This window comes from uncultured Aquimarina sp., from assembly GCF_947496855.1.
Lineage (GTDB): Bacteria > Bacteroidota > Bacteroidia > Flavobacteriales > Flavobacteriaceae > Aquimarina.
Genome location: NZ_CANMED010000001.1, coordinates 102252 through 119295 on the forward strand (window position 1 = coordinate 102252; position 17044 = coordinate 119295).

At 33.3% G+C, this 17044-nt stretch carries 17 protein-coding genes; 9 read left to right on the forward strand and 8 right to left on the reverse strand.

All coding sequences use genetic code 11. The annotated features are described in order from the left end of the window. Nucleotides 1–6: 6 nt before the first annotated feature. Nucleotides 7–402, forward strand: a complete 396-nt coding sequence (ytxJ, locus tag Q0921_RS00495) for a bacillithiol system redox-active protein YtxJ (protein ID WP_299251654.1) — start codon at nt 7–9, stop codon at nt 400–402. A gap of 27 nt (nt 403–429) precedes the next feature. On the opposite strand, the gene Q0921_RS00500 is transcribed toward ytxJ, so the two are convergent. The 5 genes from Q0921_RS00500 to fahA form a co-directional block, all read right to left on the reverse strand. Next, the gene (locus Q0921_RS00500; RefSeq protein ID WP_299251658.1) at nt 430–876 is read right to left on the reverse strand and encodes a group III truncated hemoglobin; all 447 of its coding nucleotides are present in this window, start codon (nt 874–876) and stop codon (nt 430–432) included. A gap of 9 nt (nt 877–885) precedes the next feature. Beyond that, entirely contained in the window at nt 886–1170 is a 285-nt protein-coding gene (locus Q0921_RS00505) for a hypothetical protein (RefSeq protein WP_299251661.1), read from the reverse strand. Between the two features lie 84 nt (nt 1171–1254). After that, complete coding sequence (locus Q0921_RS00510; protein WP_299251664.1) at nt 1255–1854, reverse strand: Crp/Fnr family transcriptional regulator; 600 nt, start codon at nt 1852–1854, stop codon at nt 1255–1257. Between the two features lie 29 nt (nt 1855–1883). After that, nucleotides 1884–3071 carry a hypothetical protein gene (locus Q0921_RS00515; RefSeq protein WP_299251667.1) on the reverse strand — a complete coding sequence of 396 codons (1188 nt, stop codon included), beginning with the start codon at nt 3069–3071 and terminating at the stop codon, nt 1884–1886. A 103-nt stretch (nt 3072–3174) separates the two neighbouring features. After that, nucleotides 3175–4455: a fumarylacetoacetase gene (gene fahA / locus Q0921_RS00520; RefSeq protein WP_299251670.1), complete on the reverse strand. Its 1281-nt coding sequence runs from the start codon at nt 4453–4455 to the stop codon at nt 3175–3177. A 204-nt stretch (nt 4456–4659) separates the two neighbouring features. On the opposite strand from fahA, the gene glyA reads away from it, so the two are divergent. Both glyA and Q0921_RS00530 read left to right on the forward strand, forming a co-directional pair. After that, nucleotides 4660–5934, forward strand: coding sequence for a serine hydroxymethyltransferase (glyA, locus tag Q0921_RS00525; protein WP_299251673.1), 1275 nt, complete (start codon nt 4660–4662; stop codon nt 5932–5934). A gap of 503 nt (nt 5935–6437) precedes the next feature. Beyond that, entirely contained in the window at nt 6438–9686 is a 3249-nt protein-coding gene (locus tag Q0921_RS00530) for a glycosyl hydrolase (protein ID WP_299251675.1), read from the forward strand. Between the two features lie 231 nt (nt 9687–9917). On the opposite strand, the gene Q0921_RS00535 is transcribed toward Q0921_RS00530, so the two are convergent. From Q0921_RS00535 to Q0921_RS00545, 3 genes are all read right to left on the reverse strand, one after another. Next, nucleotides 9918–11582 carry a serine hydrolase gene (locus tag Q0921_RS00535; RefSeq protein WP_299251678.1) on the reverse strand — a complete coding sequence of 555 codons (1665 nt, stop codon included), beginning with the start codon at nt 11580–11582 and terminating at the stop codon, nt 9918–9920. A gap of 449 nt (nt 11583–12031) precedes the next feature. Next, complete coding sequence (locus tag Q0921_RS00540; protein ID WP_299251681.1) at nt 12032–12133, reverse strand: hypothetical protein; 102 nt, start codon at nt 12131–12133, stop codon at nt 12032–12034. A gap of 229 nt (nt 12134–12362) precedes the next feature. Beyond that, entirely contained in the window at nt 12363–12530 is a 168-nt protein-coding gene (locus tag Q0921_RS00545; RefSeq protein WP_299251684.1) for a hypothetical protein, read from the reverse strand. Between the two features lie 825 nt (nt 12531–13355). Here Q0921_RS00545 and Q0921_RS00550 point away from each other — a divergent pair. The 6 genes from Q0921_RS00550 (at nt 13356) to Q0921_RS00575 (ending at nt 16919) form a co-directional block, all read left to right on the forward strand. Next, the gene (locus tag Q0921_RS00550; protein ID WP_299251689.1) at nt 13356–14345 is read left to right on the forward strand and encodes an AraC family transcriptional regulator; all 990 of its coding nucleotides are present in this window, start codon (nt 13356–13358) and stop codon (nt 14343–14345) included. A 103-nt stretch (nt 14346–14448) separates the two neighbouring features. Further along, nucleotides 14449–14820 carry a hypothetical protein gene (locus tag Q0921_RS00555; RefSeq protein ID WP_299251692.1) on the forward strand — a complete coding sequence of 124 codons (372 nt, stop codon included), beginning with the start codon at nt 14449–14451 and terminating at the stop codon, nt 14818–14820. After that, complete coding sequence (locus Q0921_RS00560; protein WP_299251695.1) at nt 14810–15301, forward strand: DUF1772 domain-containing protein; 492 nt, start codon at nt 14810–14812, stop codon at nt 15299–15301. Before Q0921_RS00555 ends, Q0921_RS00560 begins: the two co-directional genes overlap by 11 nt. Before the next feature lie 48 nt (nt 15302–15349). Continuing rightward, nucleotides 15350–15754, forward strand: coding sequence for a DUF5367 family protein (locus Q0921_RS00565; protein ID WP_299251698.1), 405 nt, complete (start codon nt 15350–15352; stop codon nt 15752–15754). A gap of 52 nt (nt 15755–15806) precedes the next feature. Then, on the forward strand, nt 15807–16652 hold the full coding sequence (locus tag Q0921_RS00570) for an NmrA family NAD(P)-binding protein (RefSeq protein ID WP_299251701.1): 846 nt from the start codon (nt 15807–15809) through the stop codon (nt 16650–16652). A gap of 75 nt (nt 16653–16727) precedes the next feature. Further along, a complete protein-coding gene (locus tag Q0921_RS00575) occupies nt 16728–16919 on the forward strand; it encodes a hypothetical protein (RefSeq protein ID WP_299251704.1) in 192 nt (63 codons plus the stop codon). Nucleotides 16920–17044 lie beyond the last annotated feature (125 nt).

Below are 17044 nucleotides of genomic sequence, written 5' to 3' on the forward strand. Positions count from 1 at the left end.
GAAAACATGGGATTATTTGGAAAAATATTTGGATCAGAAGACAAAGAGCCTAAAGAAGAAAAACAAGCATTGCCATGGCAAGAGCTAAAATCTTTAGAACAGTTAAATCAAATTGCAGAAGCATCAGGAACAAAAACACAGGCAATATTTAAACATTCTACGAGATGTGGAATAAGTAGAATGGTGATCAAAAATTTTGAAAGTAGTTTTGATCTTTCTGAGAATCAGGTAGATCTTTATTATCTAGATTTATTAAATTATAGAGATATATCCTCAGAAATATCTGCAAAGTTTCAGGTGTATCATGAATCTCCACAATTTATTGTGATTCGTAATGGCGTAGCTGTGCATCATGCTTCTCATAGCGCGATTACACCACAAGTTTTACATCAGTTTGTTTAATATAGATTTTCTATTACGTAAAGAGGATTAAAAAACATCACTGTTGTTTTCATTAGGAAATGGACACGTAGTTTTTTGTGGCACTCTGGATTCATACATTTTTATATATAAATGAGTAGACATTTTTCGGGCTCTTCTTTTAGCAGTGTTCGCTTTTTCTCCTGTATGCAATTCATCGATCGTTGAAAACCATAGATTTAACCAAATACCAAAATGATTTTCGGTGATATTACCCTGAAAAGTTGCATCTACTTTTTGATGAATTTGTATAGGACTCCCTTTATAACTGGCAACAAATAACAGGTTGGTCGCCCAGAAATCTGTTAATCTGTTAAGGTGTTCATCCCAATTGCTTATTACTTGATTGAAAATTGGCCCAAGTACTTTTTCTTGTTTTATTTTAGTATAGAATCGAGATACTAGATTGAAAATATCTTCCCTAGTTTCAATGTCTCTTTCATTTAGCTGTTTCATAATTCTTTATTAAGAATAATATCCAAAGTTCAATAGTACTAGGAGTGTGTTAATCGTAAGACTAACAATCAGTAAATTAAAAACAAATTTCGGTTTCATTTGTGCTAAAATTGAGCCGTTAAATATCATACAGACAATAACACATACAGTTAGTTGAATTACTTGCATCGAAGATCGCTCTTGCATTAAGATATACATGGCAGCTACGGATCCTAAACAACTAGAAAGAATTATCATTAATGGGATATAAGCCATATACATTTCTTTGAAATCTTTTAATAGTTTTGAATACATAACATATTGTTTTAAAGTTATGTTCAAAGATATTTCGGGAAGTGGTGTTCAGTTTATGACCTTAATCATAAAGGTAAAATAAGTTTACCGATATATTTTTCTGTCTTTTATCGATAAGGCTCCTTTTTGTTCTAATTTTTTTACTGCTCTGATCACAGTTTCAACTCGTAGACCAGTCAAATCAGCTAATTGCTGACGAGTAAGTTCTATTTTATAAGGTATAACATCGGTAATATTCGTTTGTTTACTTTTCTTAAAATAATCTAATATTCTAAGGATGCGATGTTCTGGTTCTTGAGTAGATATTTCAGAAACCATCATGGCTTTATAATACAACCGTAAAGCAAGTGTGCTTGTAAATTTATAATGGATTGAAGGGTTTTCTTCTAATACTTTTAGGAATTTGTTTTTGGGAAGTAGCCATACTTTTACATCAGTAATGGCTTCTGCATTAGCAGGATATTTGAAATCAGCAAAAAGAGGAGGTTCTCCAAAGCTTTTTCCAGCATCAAAAATACCCTGAATATATTCTTTACCATCTTCATTAAAATTATTCATTTTAACCTCACCGATTTCTATTTGATAGTAATAGCGAGCAATATCACCTTCTTCAAAAAGCTGTTCATTACGCTTGTATTCTTTTAGGATTGCCCCAGCATCTTTTAAGATGTTTTGATCAATCATTAGCGATCCTTTTTTAATTAGGGTGTGGGTTATTTAAAACGATATCTTGTGATAATACCTTTCAGCTTATTCTTTAAATCTTCTCCAGAATCATAAACCATTTGCTCATTTGTTGGAAATTGGACTGCCTGTAATCCCAAATAACGAATTAAATCATCATCTAGTGCACGTTTATCACCATTGTAATTTGCATACACGTGTTCGAATACATTGATACTTGAAAGAGGAAAAGCATCTAGTAGTTGTTTGGTGTTGAGATTTTTATACTGAACATTGCCAACAACTTGTGCCTCTTTAAATTGTATGAATTCATAATACTCACATCGCACAGTTACCATTTTATCAACTTTGATTTTATCACCTTCTTCATCACGAACAAATTCATCATTTTCATCTAATAAATATTCCCAACCATCTTTAACTAATTTTTCTCTTTCTAGTTGTCTTTCTCTTATTTGTTCTGGAGAGATATTTATTTCTCTAAAAGACACTTCCATCAGGTAATCATATTTTACTGAACGCTGAGATTCATTATGATAAACTGTCCAAAGATCATTCAAACCATATGTACTAAAATTTAGTAAATCGTCTTCTAATCTTCTTGGTATAATTACGTTCGTATTATTTTTCATGGTAACTTTAACAAAATCAGTTCCCTTAAAATGTGCCTCCTCAATAAGATCGTTTGTATTTTTATAGTTAGGGCTAATTTTTTCTAGGTATACCAAATCATTATAAACACTACGATAATCTGTTTTTCTTTTTGCGTTAGAGAGTAAATTATTGGCGTTGTTATATAAATAAGTAGATAATTGTTCTTTAGTATCTAGAATTCTTTGATCATAATTATTAAAAGAAAAATTAGCGTTACGTCCTTGCTCCACATGATAAAGTGGTAATAATGGGCGAATACGTTCTTGTCTGTTTTTTAAGGTATTATAAGAGTTATAAATTCTTTCTAAATTGGCTAGGTTTCCTTCTTTTTCAAGAAAAGCAATAGCATTTATATCACGATCAACCGCTTTTAAAAAGGCTTCTTCTAAGATTAGAATATAATCTTGTTTCCCTTTCTTGTTTTTATTTGCCTTTAATTTATTAACAGAAGTATTAATCGCTTGATCATAGTTTCCTGTATTAAGAGCCGTTAATGTCTTTTTTTTTCCTCCACAAGAGAATGTAAGAGTAGTAATTAAAAATAAAAGTAGCATTCTTTTCATAATGAAATACGTTTGGGGGACATCTATTCAATTTTAATGCCAAAAGGTAACAAAAAAACCTCAAAGTATCTTTTTGAGGTTTTCCTATGAATGATAATTGATTTTATTTTTTAAATACAGGAAGTAGTTTAGTAGATACCTCACCAAAACCGATTCTAACACCATTTTTTTTGCAATGTCCTCTTATAATCACAGTATCGTTATCTTCTATAAATTTACGACTACCACCTTCTTTAAGTTGGACTGGTTTCTCACCTCTCCAGCTTAATTCTAACATAGAACCGTAAGAATCAGGAGTGGGTCCCGAAATAGTTCCACTACCCATCATGTCTCCAGAGTTAACAGGACATCCATTTACTGTATGATGTGTTAATTGTTGCGACATATTCCAATACATATGTTTAAAATTACTTTTAGAAACGATAGTCTCTTTTGCTTTTTCTGGTTGTATGGCAACCTCCAGATTGATATCAAAACTTTTATCTCCTTTGTATTGAAGATATGGAAGTTGTTCTTTTAAAGGTTTTGGTCCAGTAACCCGATAAGGTTCTAAGGCATCGAGCGTAACTATCCAAGGTGATATGGATGAAGCAAAGTTTTTAGCAAGGAAAGGACCTAAAGGGACATATTCCCATTTCTGAATGTCTCGTGCACTCCAGTCATTAAATAATACCAACCCAAAGATATAATCCTCAGCTTCGTCTATAGGAATAGGTTCTCCAAGTTGATTAGCATCTGTAGTAATAAAAGCCATCTCTAATTCGAAGTCTACTAACCTAGAAGGTCCGAAAATTGGTTTTTCGGTACCATTGATTAATTTTTGACCTTGTGGACGATGCACTGGAATTCCTGACGGAATTATAGAGCTACTGCGTCCGTGATATCCAACTGGTATGTGTAACCAATTAGGAAGTAGAGCATTGTCAGGATCTCTAAACATGGTACCTACATTTGTTGCATGCTCAATACTACTATAAAAGTCTGTGTAATCTCCCACAGTTACGGGTAATTGCATTTCTATTTCATCCAATGTAAATAGGACTATTTTGGAATGCTCTTTATTACTTTTTAAAGCATCGTTTTCCGCATCAAAAATATCAGCAATACGATTACGTACTAATCTCCATGTTTTTTTTCCATCAGATATAAAGTCGTTAAGAGAATCTTGTAAAAATATATCATCGGTTAATGGAATTCCATCAAAGTAACCAAGTTGATGAAGTGCTCCTAGATCAATAGCAGTATCTCCGATCCTAGTTCCGATAGTAATGACATCATCTCTGGTAAGAAAGACCCCAAAAGGAATATTTTGAATTGGAAAATCAGTATTGGTAGGAGTTTTGATCCACGTTTTTCTATTTGGATTATTTGCAGTTATGGGCATCGTCGTTTTTTTAATAAGTTGTTGGTACTTCTCATCATCAAATATATAATTTTAGAACGTTTTACATATTTTATTTATGTGAAAGTTAATTAAAAAATGTGATATTTCTAATTGTGAAGAAAATGTTCATATTTATTAATATTCCATCAGCTTATTTTAAGGAATGTTCCTATTTTTGGGCATCTATTTTATAAATAAAAAAACATGCAACGCGACGAACAGATTTTTGATTTAATTCAGGACGAAAAAGAACGTCAGATTAATGGATTAGAATTGATCGCTTCAGAAAATTTTGTAAGTGAACAAGTAATGGAAGCAGCTGGCTCTGTATTAACAAATAAATATGCAGAGGGTTATCCTGGAAAACGTTATTATGGAGGTTGCTCTGTAGTAGATGTGGTAGAACAAATTGCTATAGATCGTGCTAAAGAATTGTTCGGAGCAGCATATGCTAATGTACAACCTCATTCTGGATCTCAAGCGAATACTGCGGTGTATCACGCGTGTTTGAAACCAGGAGATAAAATATTAGGTTTTGACCTTTCTCACGGAGGACATCTTACTCATGGTTCTCCAGTAAACTTTTCAGGTAAATTATACAATCCCGTTTTTTATGGGGTAGAGAAGGAGACTGGGAGATTGAATTATGATAAAATTCAGGAAATTGCTACTGCAGAAAAACCGCATTTAATTATTGCTGGAGCTTCTGCATATTCTAGAGAGATTGATTACAAAAGATTTAGAGAGATTGCAGATAGTGTAGGGGCGATTCTTTTAGCAGATATTGCACATCCAGCAGGTATGATTGCAAAAGGAGTTATTGCAGATCCTATTCCTCATTGTCATGTTGTGACGACTACGACGCATAAAACATTAAGAGGACCAAGAGGAGGACTCATCTTAATGGGTAAAGATTTTGAAAATCCTTTTGGTATTACGCTAAAGAGTGGAAAGAAGCGAATGATGTCTTCTTTAATGGACAGCGCTGTTTTTCCTGGAAACCAAGGAGGTCCATTAGAACATATCATTGCAGCAAAAGCAATTGCTTTTGGTGAGGCGTTGACAGATGAGTTTTTGCATTATATCATACAAGTAAAGAAAAATGCAGCAACAATGGCGGAAGCTTTTGTACAAAAAAGGTATGAAGTTATTTCTGCAGGTACTGATAATCATATGATGCTGATTGATTTACGTAATAAAGAAGTTACTGGTAAACAAGCAGAAGAAGCACTTGGCGTTGCCGAAATTACGGTAAATAAAAATATGGTGCCCTTTGATGATAAATCACCATTTGTAACCTCTGGTATCCGTATTGGTGTTGCAGCTGTAACAACACGTGGATTAAAAGAAAATGATATGCTCGAAATTGTAGAGCTTATTGATAGAGTAATCAATAACATAGAAAACGAAGAGGAATTACATAATATCGCTAATGATGTTAACACAATGATGGCGGATAAGCCATTATTTGTAATATAAACGATTTTGATACATTTAATTGTAAATGCGTAGCTTTTAGCTACGCATTTTTCTTTTCTAAGAATATTTACAGATGTATTCTAAAATTGAAGAAATTTATTCTCATCAATTATCTAGTTTAATTTTTTAAATCAAATACAATAATTTTAATTAAAACTTCAAGTTTTTTATAATCAGTAGGTTGTGTATGGATGAAATCGTAATACTTGTTTCTAAAGTAATACCGAAATTACTCGATCATTGATTATATAATTTTAGTAGTTGAATAAAAATAGCTTTACTAAGTAAAGAACAAGCCTACGAGCAGAGTACTTTTACCCTGTTTTTTCATAAGTAGTTAAAAATAGAGAAGGAGCACATTTTGGTATAAAGATAGGTAGTGAAAGTATTCTTAAATTTTAAGCTATCGAACAGATCCCTAATACTTATTTTGTAATTTCAGAACCGCTTCTCTTCAGTAGCGTATTTTGTTCAACTAATAAAACCAAAAACAACTCACACAAATGAATCTTTTTTTCAAATTCATTATGCTTTTTGTAGTGACATTTAGCATAACTTTCAATGTACATTCTCAAGAAAAACCTAAAGAGAAATCCAAAAATCCATTTAGTGGATTAGCATTTAGAAATATTGGCCCAGCAATGACTTCAGGAAGAATAGCAGATATAGCTATTCATCCCGAAAATGAAAACATATGGTATGTCGCTGTAGGATCAGGAGGTGTCTGGAAGACTTCTAACTCAGGAACAACTTGGACTCCCTTATTTGATAAACAAAAGGTATACTCTATAGGTTGTGTTACTATTGATGCTAATAATCCTCATACAATCTGGGTTGGTACCGGAGAAAATGTTGGTGGACGTCACGTAGGTTTTGGTGACGGGATTTATGTAAGTCATAATGATGGTAAAACTTGGAAAAACGTGGGGTTAGAAAACTCAGAGCATATTTCTAAAATTATTATTCATCCTGGAAATTCTGATGTGATATGGGTCGCTTCTCAGGGGCCTCTTTGGAGTAAGGGTGGTGATCGAGGTGTTTTTAAAACTATTGATGGTGGAAAAACTTGGAAGCGTACACTTGGAGATCAAGAATGGGTTGGTGCTACTGATATGCTCATGGATCCAAATAATCCAGATATTTTGTATGCTGCAACTTGGCAAAGACATAGAACAGTTGCTGGTTATTTAGGAGGTGGTCCTGGATCAGGACTTCATAAAAGTACTGATGGAGGAGAAACTTGGCAACCACTAAAGAATGGAATTCCTAAATCAAATCTTGGTAAAATAGGATTAGCAATGTCTCCATTTAATGCTGAAGTTATTTATGCTGCTATCGAATTAGATAGAAGAAAAGGAGGGGTGTATATGTCAAGAAATGGAGGTGCTAATTGGACTAAACAATCAGATGCTGTTTCGGGAGGTACTGGACCCCATTATTACCAAGAATTAATTGCATCTCCTCATCAGGAAGGAACACTTTTTATGATGAATAATAGTGCTTTGATTTCAACAGATCACGGAAAAACATTCACAAACATGCCTAGGTCTAATCAGCATAGCGATAGCCATGCATTGGTTTTTAAAAAATCTGATCCTAATTATTTACTAATCGGAACTGATGGTGGTTTATATGAAAGTTTTGATAATACCATAAGTTGGAAATATGTTAGAAACTTACCGATTACTCAATATTTTAAAATAGCAGTGGATGATGCCTTACCTTTTTATAATGTGTATGGCGGTACTCAGGATAATGGCTCCCATGGAGGTCCCTCTAGAACGATTATTTCTAATGGTATCGCAAGTGCAGATTGGTGGAAAACATTAGGTGCAGATGGAGCGCAAACCGCTACAGAACCTGGAAATCCAAATATTACATATGGAGAGTTTCAACAAGGTGCTTTATGGAGAATAGATAGTAAGACAAGAGAGACTGTCTTTATTCAACCTCAAGCAAGAGAAGGAGATTCATTTGAACGTTTTAATTGGGATGCTCCGATTGTAGTAAGTACACATAACCCGAAAAAACTTTATTTTGCTTCTCAACGTGTCTGGAAATCAGAAAATAGGGGAGATGGATGGGAACCTATATCCAAAGATTTAACACTTAATCAAGAACGCGTAACTTTCCCGTATTATGACAAACCACAGAGTTGGGATAATGCCTGGGATGTTTATGCAATGTCTAATTATAATACAATTACTTCATTAGCAGAATCTCCAAAACAAGAAGGGTTGTTGTATGCAGGTACAGATGATGGTTTAATTCAGGTAACCGAAGATGGAGGTAATTCTTGGAGAAAAATTACGTTGAATACAATTAAAGGATTACCTACTACTCCTTTTGTGAATGATGTACGTGCAGATCTTTTTGATGCTAATGTAGTTTATGCTGCGTTAGATAATCATAAGTATGGTGACTACAAACCTTATATTATAAAAAGTAGTGATAAAGGAAAGACTTGGACATTAATTAATGGAGACTTGCCAAAAAAACTATTGATCTGGCGATTAGTGCAGGATCACGTTAAGAAAGACTTATTGTTTGCTGCCACTGAGTTTGGAGTATACTTTACTGCTAATGGCGGTGTAAACTGGACTAAATTAGAAGGAGGAATGCCAACAATTCCAATTAGAGATATTACGATCCAAAGACGTGAAAACGATTTGGTAGCAGGTTCTTTTGGTAGAGGAATATTCATTTTGGATGATATTACACCTTTACGTAATTTTAATAAAAATATGAATACTACAGAAGCTACTTTATTTCCTGTTAAAAAAGTAGATTGGTATCGACAAGCAAATAGAGTTGGTAGTCAAGGTGATGCCGAATGGGTTGCAAAAAATCCAGCGTTTGGTGCTAATTTCACGTATTATATGCCTGCCAAAATCAAATCTAAAAAAGAGATAAGAAAAGAAAAAGAAAAAAAGGGAGATGCTAAATTTCCTGGATGGAAAACTCTTGAAGATGAAGAAAGGCAAGATGGTCCTTTGTTACAATTAATTATCAAAGATGAAAATGGGAAGATAGTAAATACTGTAAAAGGCACGAACAAAAAAGGTTTTAACCGTGTTAACTGGAATTTAACCTATCCACGTAAAAGTGGAGAACGTTTAAGGGCTCCACGAAATACTCGTGGTGGATTTCGTAGAGGAGGAATCATGGTTACACCGGGAAATTATACCGTGACATTATTAAAACGAATTGATGGTATTACTACAGTATTGCAAGGCCCAGAATCGTTTAATGTAACTCCTTTATTTGAAGGGTCTTTACCTAGACAACCATATGAAGAAATGGATAAATTTAGAGAAGCTACCTTTGCGTTCCAACAAGACTTAACAGCTACTAATATTTCTTTATCAAGGAGTCAACAAACTGTTGATGCGATGTTACGAGCTTTCAATAAATCAACCGCTTCATCTGATGATTTGTATAAGCGACTTAATGAAACTAAAATAGCTTTATTAGACATTGACAAAGAACTTAACGGAGATAAAGTAAAGGATCAAATTGGGGAAAGATCTAATCCTACAGCTAGTAATGGCAGTTCGTTAGGAAGGTTTTTAGGTAATACATATGGTCCAACAGAGGAGCATAAGACTTTCTTGAAAACGGTGCAAAGCCAGCTAAAGAAAGTGAAAGCTAAATTACAGCCCATTGTGGATTCTACATTACCAACGCTGGAAAATGAGCTTAAAAGTGCTGGAGCACCTTGGATAGAAGGACAGGGGTTAATTAGAAATTAAGCAATGGCTATGAACATTTTAAGAACTTAAACTTGTTTTTTTATATCAGCAGTTGAATCTTTAAAATATAAACATCCTCTTTATTTTTTAATTTAGGGGATGTTTATATTAACCTGAGTTTCATATAAAGATAGAATGATAGGAATCAAGGAAAATTGGTCATTTATAAATGGCTTGGGAAAAGGAAAAACAGAAAAAGGTTAAAGAGTTAAGTTGTTGCTAATAAAGTGTTTACATTTTTCTATCAGAAACTGAGGTATTTTCCAAAACTCTTTTTAAATCTAAATCTTGGAAATCAAAACTGAAATCAATAAAACGAGAAATCCCTTTCATTTTAATATTTTGAGCTTTGCCGTTTTCATCTAGGGAAAAAATGGCAAAGGCATCCGCTTTCATATCTTGATATTCCCATTTTATCGCAAAAGTATTGCCGTTATAAAATGCCATTTTGCCATTTAACCTTGGTGACTTTTCTGATTTAAACCATAAATCTCCATTTTTCTCTAGTACTTCAACTTTTCCAAACCAATTATCTTGGTATATTCCTAAGTAATTATCTCTGTTGATTTTTACATTTTTATTCGCTTGAACTTCAGTCCAAACTTTTTCTGAATCAGGATCGCCCATTTTTCCGCGTTGTTGCTGCAGTCTCTTTGTCATTTCTAGCCAATTGATGCCTGTTTCTAATTTTAAAAATTCTTCTAGCAGTGTAAAGCCTATCAAACCATCAAGGAGACTAGCTCCTTCTGAATTATTCATGACAACTATGCCGAGACTCAATTCTGGAATCAAAGTAACCTCTGAAGACATTCCGGCGATTAAGCCGGAATGATCAACTTTGAAAAATCCATTTACATCTGATAAAAACCAGCCTAATCCATATCCTGAAAAGTGAGATTTAAAAGGTAACATCGGATCCGACAGCTTATTTATGGGCGTGTGTACGCGCCACATTTCCTGATGCTGTTGTTCTGAAAATAAAGTTTTATCCATATTAGCACCATACCTCCCCTTATTTAATTGTGCTAACATCCATTTACACATATCATTAGCACTAGACCATATTCCACCTGCTGCACCGTTCATTTTTTGCTTTACGCTTCCACTCAAATCTGTTTTAGATTTCTCAATTGCTTTTAATGCGGTACCGTCAAAGTAATGTGCCACGGCAACAGTATCATTCTGTAAGGCATCCTCATAACTGGCATAAGAATGATTCATTTTTAAAGGTTTAAGAATCTCTTCATCGACAAATGTTTCCCAAGATTTCCCGCTTACTCGAGCAGTAATTTCTCCTGCGATTAAGTATAACAAATTATCATAATCAAACTTTGTCCTAAAGGCAGTAGATGGTACAAAGTGTTGAAAAGCGGTAAGTACATCATTAATTGTAAAATTTGAATCGTCTGGAAAAATCATAAGGTCGCCAGCGCCGAGGCCTAAACCACTGCGATGGGTTAGAAGATCTTGAATGGTAAAGTTGTTTGTGACATAATCATTGTACATTTTAAATTCGGGTATGTGACGGATGACTTTATCCTCCCAATTAATTTTTCCTTGCTCAACCAATATCGTTAGTGCAGCAGACGTAAATGCTTTAGAATTAGAGGCAATGCCAAATGGGGTGTCGGCAGTTACCTTTTCATTTAAATCTACGGAGTTTACACCATAGCCTTTTACGTGTAAAATTTTCCCGTCTTTGACGACACCTATTGCAAAACCAACAGTATTATCCACGGTATTGACTGCTACAGTAACTAAACTGTCAATTTGTTTTGCAGTTATTTGGGCAGTTCCCTTTACTGATGGTAGTAACATCGTCAGCATTACCAAAAGGATGATTTTAAAGTAATTAGTTCTAATTTTCATTTTAGTATTTCGCTCTGTATATTTCATAACAAATTGTTTTTCATATTATTAAATATTTTATAAAGTATAGGTATATGACTATCACAAACCTGAAGAGGTTACAGTTTTACGATATACTTTTAAAAACTTTCATAAATTCAATAGTAGTGGTGGACATTTAGGACATATCGAAAAACGTATTCTAAAAAAGTAATGCAAACAGGCCTTTTTGCTTGGTTGGAATGTAGAATAGACTAGTTATACCTGTTTACCTGAGTGTGCCGCCATAAAAGATAACAACGGTAACCCTTGCACAAGCCTCTAAAAAATGAAAATTGATTAAAAAACCAATGTTCTAAGCTCTTCTTTTTGGTACTAATATTGTAATATCTTAAGTAAATACATATGCTCTAAACAGCTTATTTGATGGTTTAGAATGGGTTTTAATCAAAAAACAAAGGTAAAACATACTTTAGTTTGACTTACTGGAGTTTTCTTTATGATTTCAAGTATTTCTTCAGGTTATAAGCAATAGCGGCCATAAGCATACACTTATTTGCATTTCGGATTCCTAATGTATTGACTTTTCGTAAAGCCATAAATTTTTTTAAAGTACTGAATGCTGGTTCTACGGTACTTTGTCTTTCATATAGCGTCCTTGTTTACTGTTTACTCTAGCGATGTTTCGCTAATACTCCTTTCTATAATACGTAACATTAAACTTCTTTTCCTGAGCAGGTTTACCTAAAGAACTACTGCGTAATGGACAGTCTATATAGATCTTCTTAGAAGCCTATTATTCTTTCTTTTCCGTATTGCTTTTCTTCTCTATAAAAACTTTGGTAAAAGGAATGATCTTGCTTTGTCCTCTTTGGCTTTTCGTAGTGGTTCTTCTTTATCCCTAACACTGATATGACGGATTTTGCGTAAATGATCTTCGAGTTCCTCTGCGGGAACCTTTAACTCTAGACTATCCATCGAAGCATTGGCCTTCACAGGAGCGGAATTGATAGCCTGCGTATGACCACTTTCTCCATAATAACATTTTGTAACAGAACGTAGAAAATCTAATTCCAAACATTCTTTTGAACGACGATAAAAATTATGTTGAGCAACTCGATCACTTAATCGAAAACTAGTGAAGAGCTTTTCTTGATATTACTTCTTGCCTTGTTTATTATGATAATTAACATTTTTTCTTAACTTATGTAACAGGCACAATGGCTATAAATAATTACTTGTTCTAACCTACTTTGGAAATTCTTGTGGAATTTTCAAATTGGTGTATTCTTGTAAAGTTAAGTACTAAAATACACAACTACTTATATCCGAACCGTTAGCAATATTAGAGAAATTGGATGAAGGTGGTGTACCTCACATATCCATGTTTAAAGTAAAGAATTATTGTACTGGTGATATAGTTAGTTTTATGACCAAAGAACCAACACGTTATTTTAGTAGTGCTACAAAGCATTCAGGATTATTATATATATCTAAGGCTAATTATGATTTACTTTTTCAGGAAATACCAAAACTCGAAAAGTTTTATCACATTCTATATCAAAAGTTCATTTTTTCAAAAAATGGGATGGTTATTACTTTTACACGATTTGTCATCTGTTGATTTTCAGCATGAATTAGTTATTTGAATTTATGAAAATTATTTATTTTGATTAAAAACTTAGTTTTGCAACAGGTTCACAGTATACGACTAATTGTTAATTGGCTAAGTGAATTCTTAGGATTTTATTACCTTTAATCGAATGTTAGGACAAGACATTTAAGAAGTTTAAAAGTTGCAATTGTCAGTCAATAAGAAAAATGAAATACTTTTCGATAAGCCTATATCTCAAGATGATTAATTGTGCCATTGCAGAAGGCATGTCTAGGGATGACTTCATGGATTTACCAACTTCAATAGATGAAGCAAAACATTTACAAGTTGTTGCTGCTGAAGAATTTTTAGATTTACATGAGCTGCTTGATGATAAACTTGGACCAGGATTTGGGATTCGCGTAGGTCAGCAAATGATTATTGAGGATTATGGGGTATTAGGACTATCTTGGCGTACATGTTCTAAAGTAGGCGAAATCTTTGAACGTAGTGATCGTTATTTTAAACTTCTCTCAAATACATTTGTATGGAAAATTAAAGAAGAAGGTAACATTTCTCATGTTGTACTCAATAGAGAAGCACATCGTAGAGGTATGGAATTATCTACTGAAGCTAGCTTATCTGCCACAGTAGTTGTACTTCAAGCCATGTCGGAAAAAGATATCTCCCCAATTCAAGTTAGTTTTAAACACAACCCACCGCAAGACTTAACTAGCCATAATGCTGCTTTTAAATGTCCTATACTCTTTAATCAGCCTACTTATTCCATAAGTTATAAAACGTCTGACTTAAACTTAAGAACTGCAAAGGCAGATGCCACTATAAACCGGTATTTACTAAAGCAGGTAGATGAAAACACAAAAGGTATTAAAATACCTGGTAATAAATTTGTGCGCGATGTAGAATCTCTTATTAAAGATGGGCTTCCGACAGGTATCCCTGCGATTCAAAATATTAGTGAACTCCTAGCCATGAGTAACAGAACACTAACCAGAAGGCTTTCTGAAGCAAATGTTACCTATCGGGATTTAGTGAAAAGAACTCAAGAAAAAATCGCTAAAAATATGCTACGAGATAAAAATCAAAGTATTGGTGATATCGCATTCTTAACAGGTTTCTCTGAACAAAGTGCTTTTAATCGTGCTTTTAAAAAATGGACTAACCAAACCCCTTCAGAATTTAGAAAAAATAACTAAAACTTCCTTTTTGGCTTAAAATGTCAAAAGATTGTCTTTAAGTGTCAAAAATCTTATTTGATCACTTTGCACTTTTGTATCATCAAATTAACAATGCTATATAATGATGGTAACATTAGTAAAATTAATAATCGAGATTTCAGTAATACTAACAGTTAATTCAACAAATACTTACAAGTCGATTGAAGAGCATAATAAATTGACCGGGGTATACGCCTTAAACTATGTAGTAAAAGATACTAAAGCTGAAGCATTTAAAATATTAGAAAACAAATGTAATGTTTGTCATTACAAACGAAATAAAAGACGTGTATTCACATTAGAAAACATGAATCCTTGGGCTAATGATATCTACAAGCAAGTCTTTATAAAAAAGCGAATGCCTAAGGGAAAAAAAATAAAACTGAACCCTAAGGAATATCAAGAATTATTAACGTGGATAACGTCCACTAAAACATCAATCAATGGAATTTAAACTAAAAATTATCGTATTAATGCTTAGTATACTATTTACAGGTCTTACAGCTGGCTTATGTTTTACATGGTCTAATGCTGTTACTCCTGGGATTGGTCGCCTAGATAACATAAGCTTTTTAAAAGCTTTTCAAGCGATGAATAGGGAAATTGTAAATGGTCGTTTTATGATAGTATTTTTTGGGCCTGTCATATTACTCTTTATAAATACTTATTTATTCAAAAACAGCAGTATAAGTTTTTGGTTATTCCTTGCGGCTGCAATACTATTTTTTGTTGGAATCGGCTTAGTAACCATTTTTGGAAACGTTCCATTAAATGAAGTTTTGGATACCTCTAATTTAGAAACTCTTTCAAAAATTGACTTGCACGAGCTTCGAAACAAATTTGAACAACCTTGGAATCGTTGGCACACCATAAGAACATTATCATCATTTAGCACTTTTACACTATTAATCATAGGCATGCTCTACACAAAATAAGACAAGACATCAATTTGTAAAAAAATAATCAATCAAAAACGAACAATCATGAAACAATTAAGAGCCATTGGTATTGGGATTATTATCTGGATTATTGGAGTAAATATTTACACAATTTCCTTCTACATTCCAATTTTAGAAGACCCAGAATTTCAGGCAAATATTTTACTGTCTTTAGGAATACTGCCCGTAGTGTGGTTAGGAGCAAAACTATATTACAGAAAGAAAATCACTACAAAAGGATACTGGTTAGGGTTAGTTTTCTTTTTAATCGCAACGGTTTTAGATATTCTAATTACTGTACCTTTTTTAATAGTTCCTAATGGAGGATCCTATTATAACTTCTTTACTGCTGCTGGTTTTTGGCTCATTGGAATAGAGTTTATCGCAATGAGTACCGTGTATTGGTATACCAAAGTTTTTAGTAAAAAAAGTACAGTAAATTATTTATAAAAGTAAAATTAAAAAATCTCAAATAATCAATAACAATTAAAAACGAATAGAAATGAAAACAGAAAACATTTTAGTTATCGGAGGAAACGGTAAAACCGGTCGCCGAGTTGCAGAAAATTTAACACAATTAGGTCACAACGTACGAGTGGTTGGACGAAAAACAAACCCTGCATTTGATTGGGAAAACACAGACACCTATGACACGGCTTTAAAAGATATGGATAGAGCCTATATTGTGTATTATCCGGATTTGGCAGTACCTGGTTCAAGAGATGCTATCAGTACACTTACTAAAAAAGCTCTACAAGCTGGTTTAGAAAAAGTGGTGTTACTTTCTGGAAAAGGTGAGACAGAGGCCGAAGCTTGTGAGGAAATCGTAGCAAACTCTGGATTAAATTATACGCTAGTTAGAGCATCATGGTTTAATCAAAACTTTAGTGAAGGTGCATTTTTAGAATTTATACTAAATGGCATTGTTGCTTTACCAATGCCAAATGCAGAAATACCATTTGTCGATGTTAATGATATAGCAGATGTAGTATCCAAAGTAATTTTGGATGATACGTATAACGGACAAACTATTACCGTAACAGGTCCTCAAAAAAGAACCTTTAAGGAAGTGGTAGAAATTATGGCAGAGACTATTGATAAACACATTCAATTTGTGCCGATTTCTATTGATGAGTTTAAGGAAGGCATGCGAAAAGCAGGATTACCTGATTCTTATGTATGGCTGTTCGGTTATTTATTTAAAGAGGTGTTAGGAAACCCAGAGAACCAAGAAGTATCTGATGATGTAGCCAAAGTTTTGGGTAGGCCAGCTATAGATTTTGAAACCTTTGCTCGAGAAACTGCAGCAAGCGGTATTTGGAATCAAAAAGTCACGGAAAAATTATAATATAAAAAAGCAATCATACAATAGGACCTTTAAGTCAATTAATGGTCTTGTTGTTAATTACAAAAAGTAATACTTATGAACACACTAAAAACATATGATATGAAAAATAAATATAAAAAATTTGGTTTAACTTTTGGAGCAGGAATTGGGCTTTGCATTGGAATCTTGACAAATAGTATAGCAATTGGTTTGTCTTTAGGATCTGGTGCTGGTTTAGTCCTTGGAGCAGCTCTTGGAACTAGAATTAGAAAAGGTAATGAGAAATAAAAAAAACAATTAAAATGAATTCAACAAAACAAATCACTTTATGTATTTGTATACTTTTTTTTATAGTCAAATCAAAGGCTTAAAATAATGTTAATGTCTTTTCAAATCTTAACCAAATAGAAAAA

Excerpts from the sequence above, each read along its gene's own strand:
- Q0921_RS00560 (WP_299251695.1), top strand. The coding sequence starts at position 14,810 with ATGGAATTTAAACTAAAAATTATCGTATTAATGCTTAGTATACTATTT.
- Q0921_RS00570 (WP_299251701.1), top strand. The coding sequence starts at position 15,807 with ATGAAAACAGAAAACATTTTAGTTATCGGAGGAAACGGTAAAACCGGT.
- Q0921_RS00565 (WP_299251698.1), top strand. The coding sequence starts at position 15,350 with ATGAAACAATTAAGAGCCATTGGTATTGGGATTATTATCTGGATTATT.
- Q0921_RS00575 (WP_299251704.1), top strand. The coding sequence starts at position 16,728 with ATGAACACACTAAAAACATATGATATGAAAAATAAATATAAAAAATTT.
- Q0921_RS00555 (WP_299251692.1), top strand. The coding sequence starts at position 14,449 with ATGATGGTAACATTAGTAAAATTAATAATCGAGATTTCAGTAATACTA.
- ytxJ (WP_299251654.1), top strand. The coding sequence starts at position 7 with ATGGGATTATTTGGAAAAATATTTGGATCAGAAGACAAAGAGCCTAAA.
- Q0921_RS00500 (WP_299251658.1), bottom strand. The coding sequence starts at position 876 with ATGAAACAGCTAAATGAAAGAGACATTGAAACTAGGGAAGATATTTTC.
- fahA (WP_299251670.1), bottom strand. The coding sequence starts at position 4,455 with ATGCCCATAACTGCAAATAATCCAAATAGAAAAACGTGGATCAAAACT.
- Q0921_RS00550 (WP_299251689.1), top strand. The coding sequence starts at position 13,356 with ATGAAATACTTTTCGATAAGCCTATATCTCAAGATGATTAATTGTGCC.
- Q0921_RS00515 (WP_299251667.1), bottom strand. The coding sequence starts at position 3,071 with ATGAAAAGAATGCTACTTTTATTTTTAATTACTACTCTTACATTCTCT.
- Q0921_RS00530 (WP_299251675.1), top strand. The coding sequence starts at position 6,438 with ATGAATCTTTTTTTCAAATTCATTATGCTTTTTGTAGTGACATTTAGC.
- Q0921_RS00535 (WP_299251678.1), bottom strand. The coding sequence starts at position 11,582 with ATGAAATATACAGAGCGAAATACTAAAATGAAAATTAGAACTAATTAC.
- glyA (WP_299251673.1), top strand. The coding sequence starts at position 4,660 with ATGCAACGCGACGAACAGATTTTTGATTTAATTCAGGACGAAAAAGAA.
- Q0921_RS00540 (WP_299251681.1), bottom strand. The coding sequence starts at position 12,133 with ATGGCTTTACGAAAAGTCAATACATTAGGAATCCGAAATGCAAATAAG.
- Q0921_RS00505 (WP_299251661.1), bottom strand. The coding sequence starts at position 1,170 with ATGTATTCAAAACTATTAAAAGATTTCAAAGAAATGTATATGGCTTAT.
- Q0921_RS00510 (WP_299251664.1), bottom strand. The coding sequence starts at position 1,854 with ATGATTGATCAAAACATCTTAAAAGATGCTGGGGCAATCCTAAAAGAA.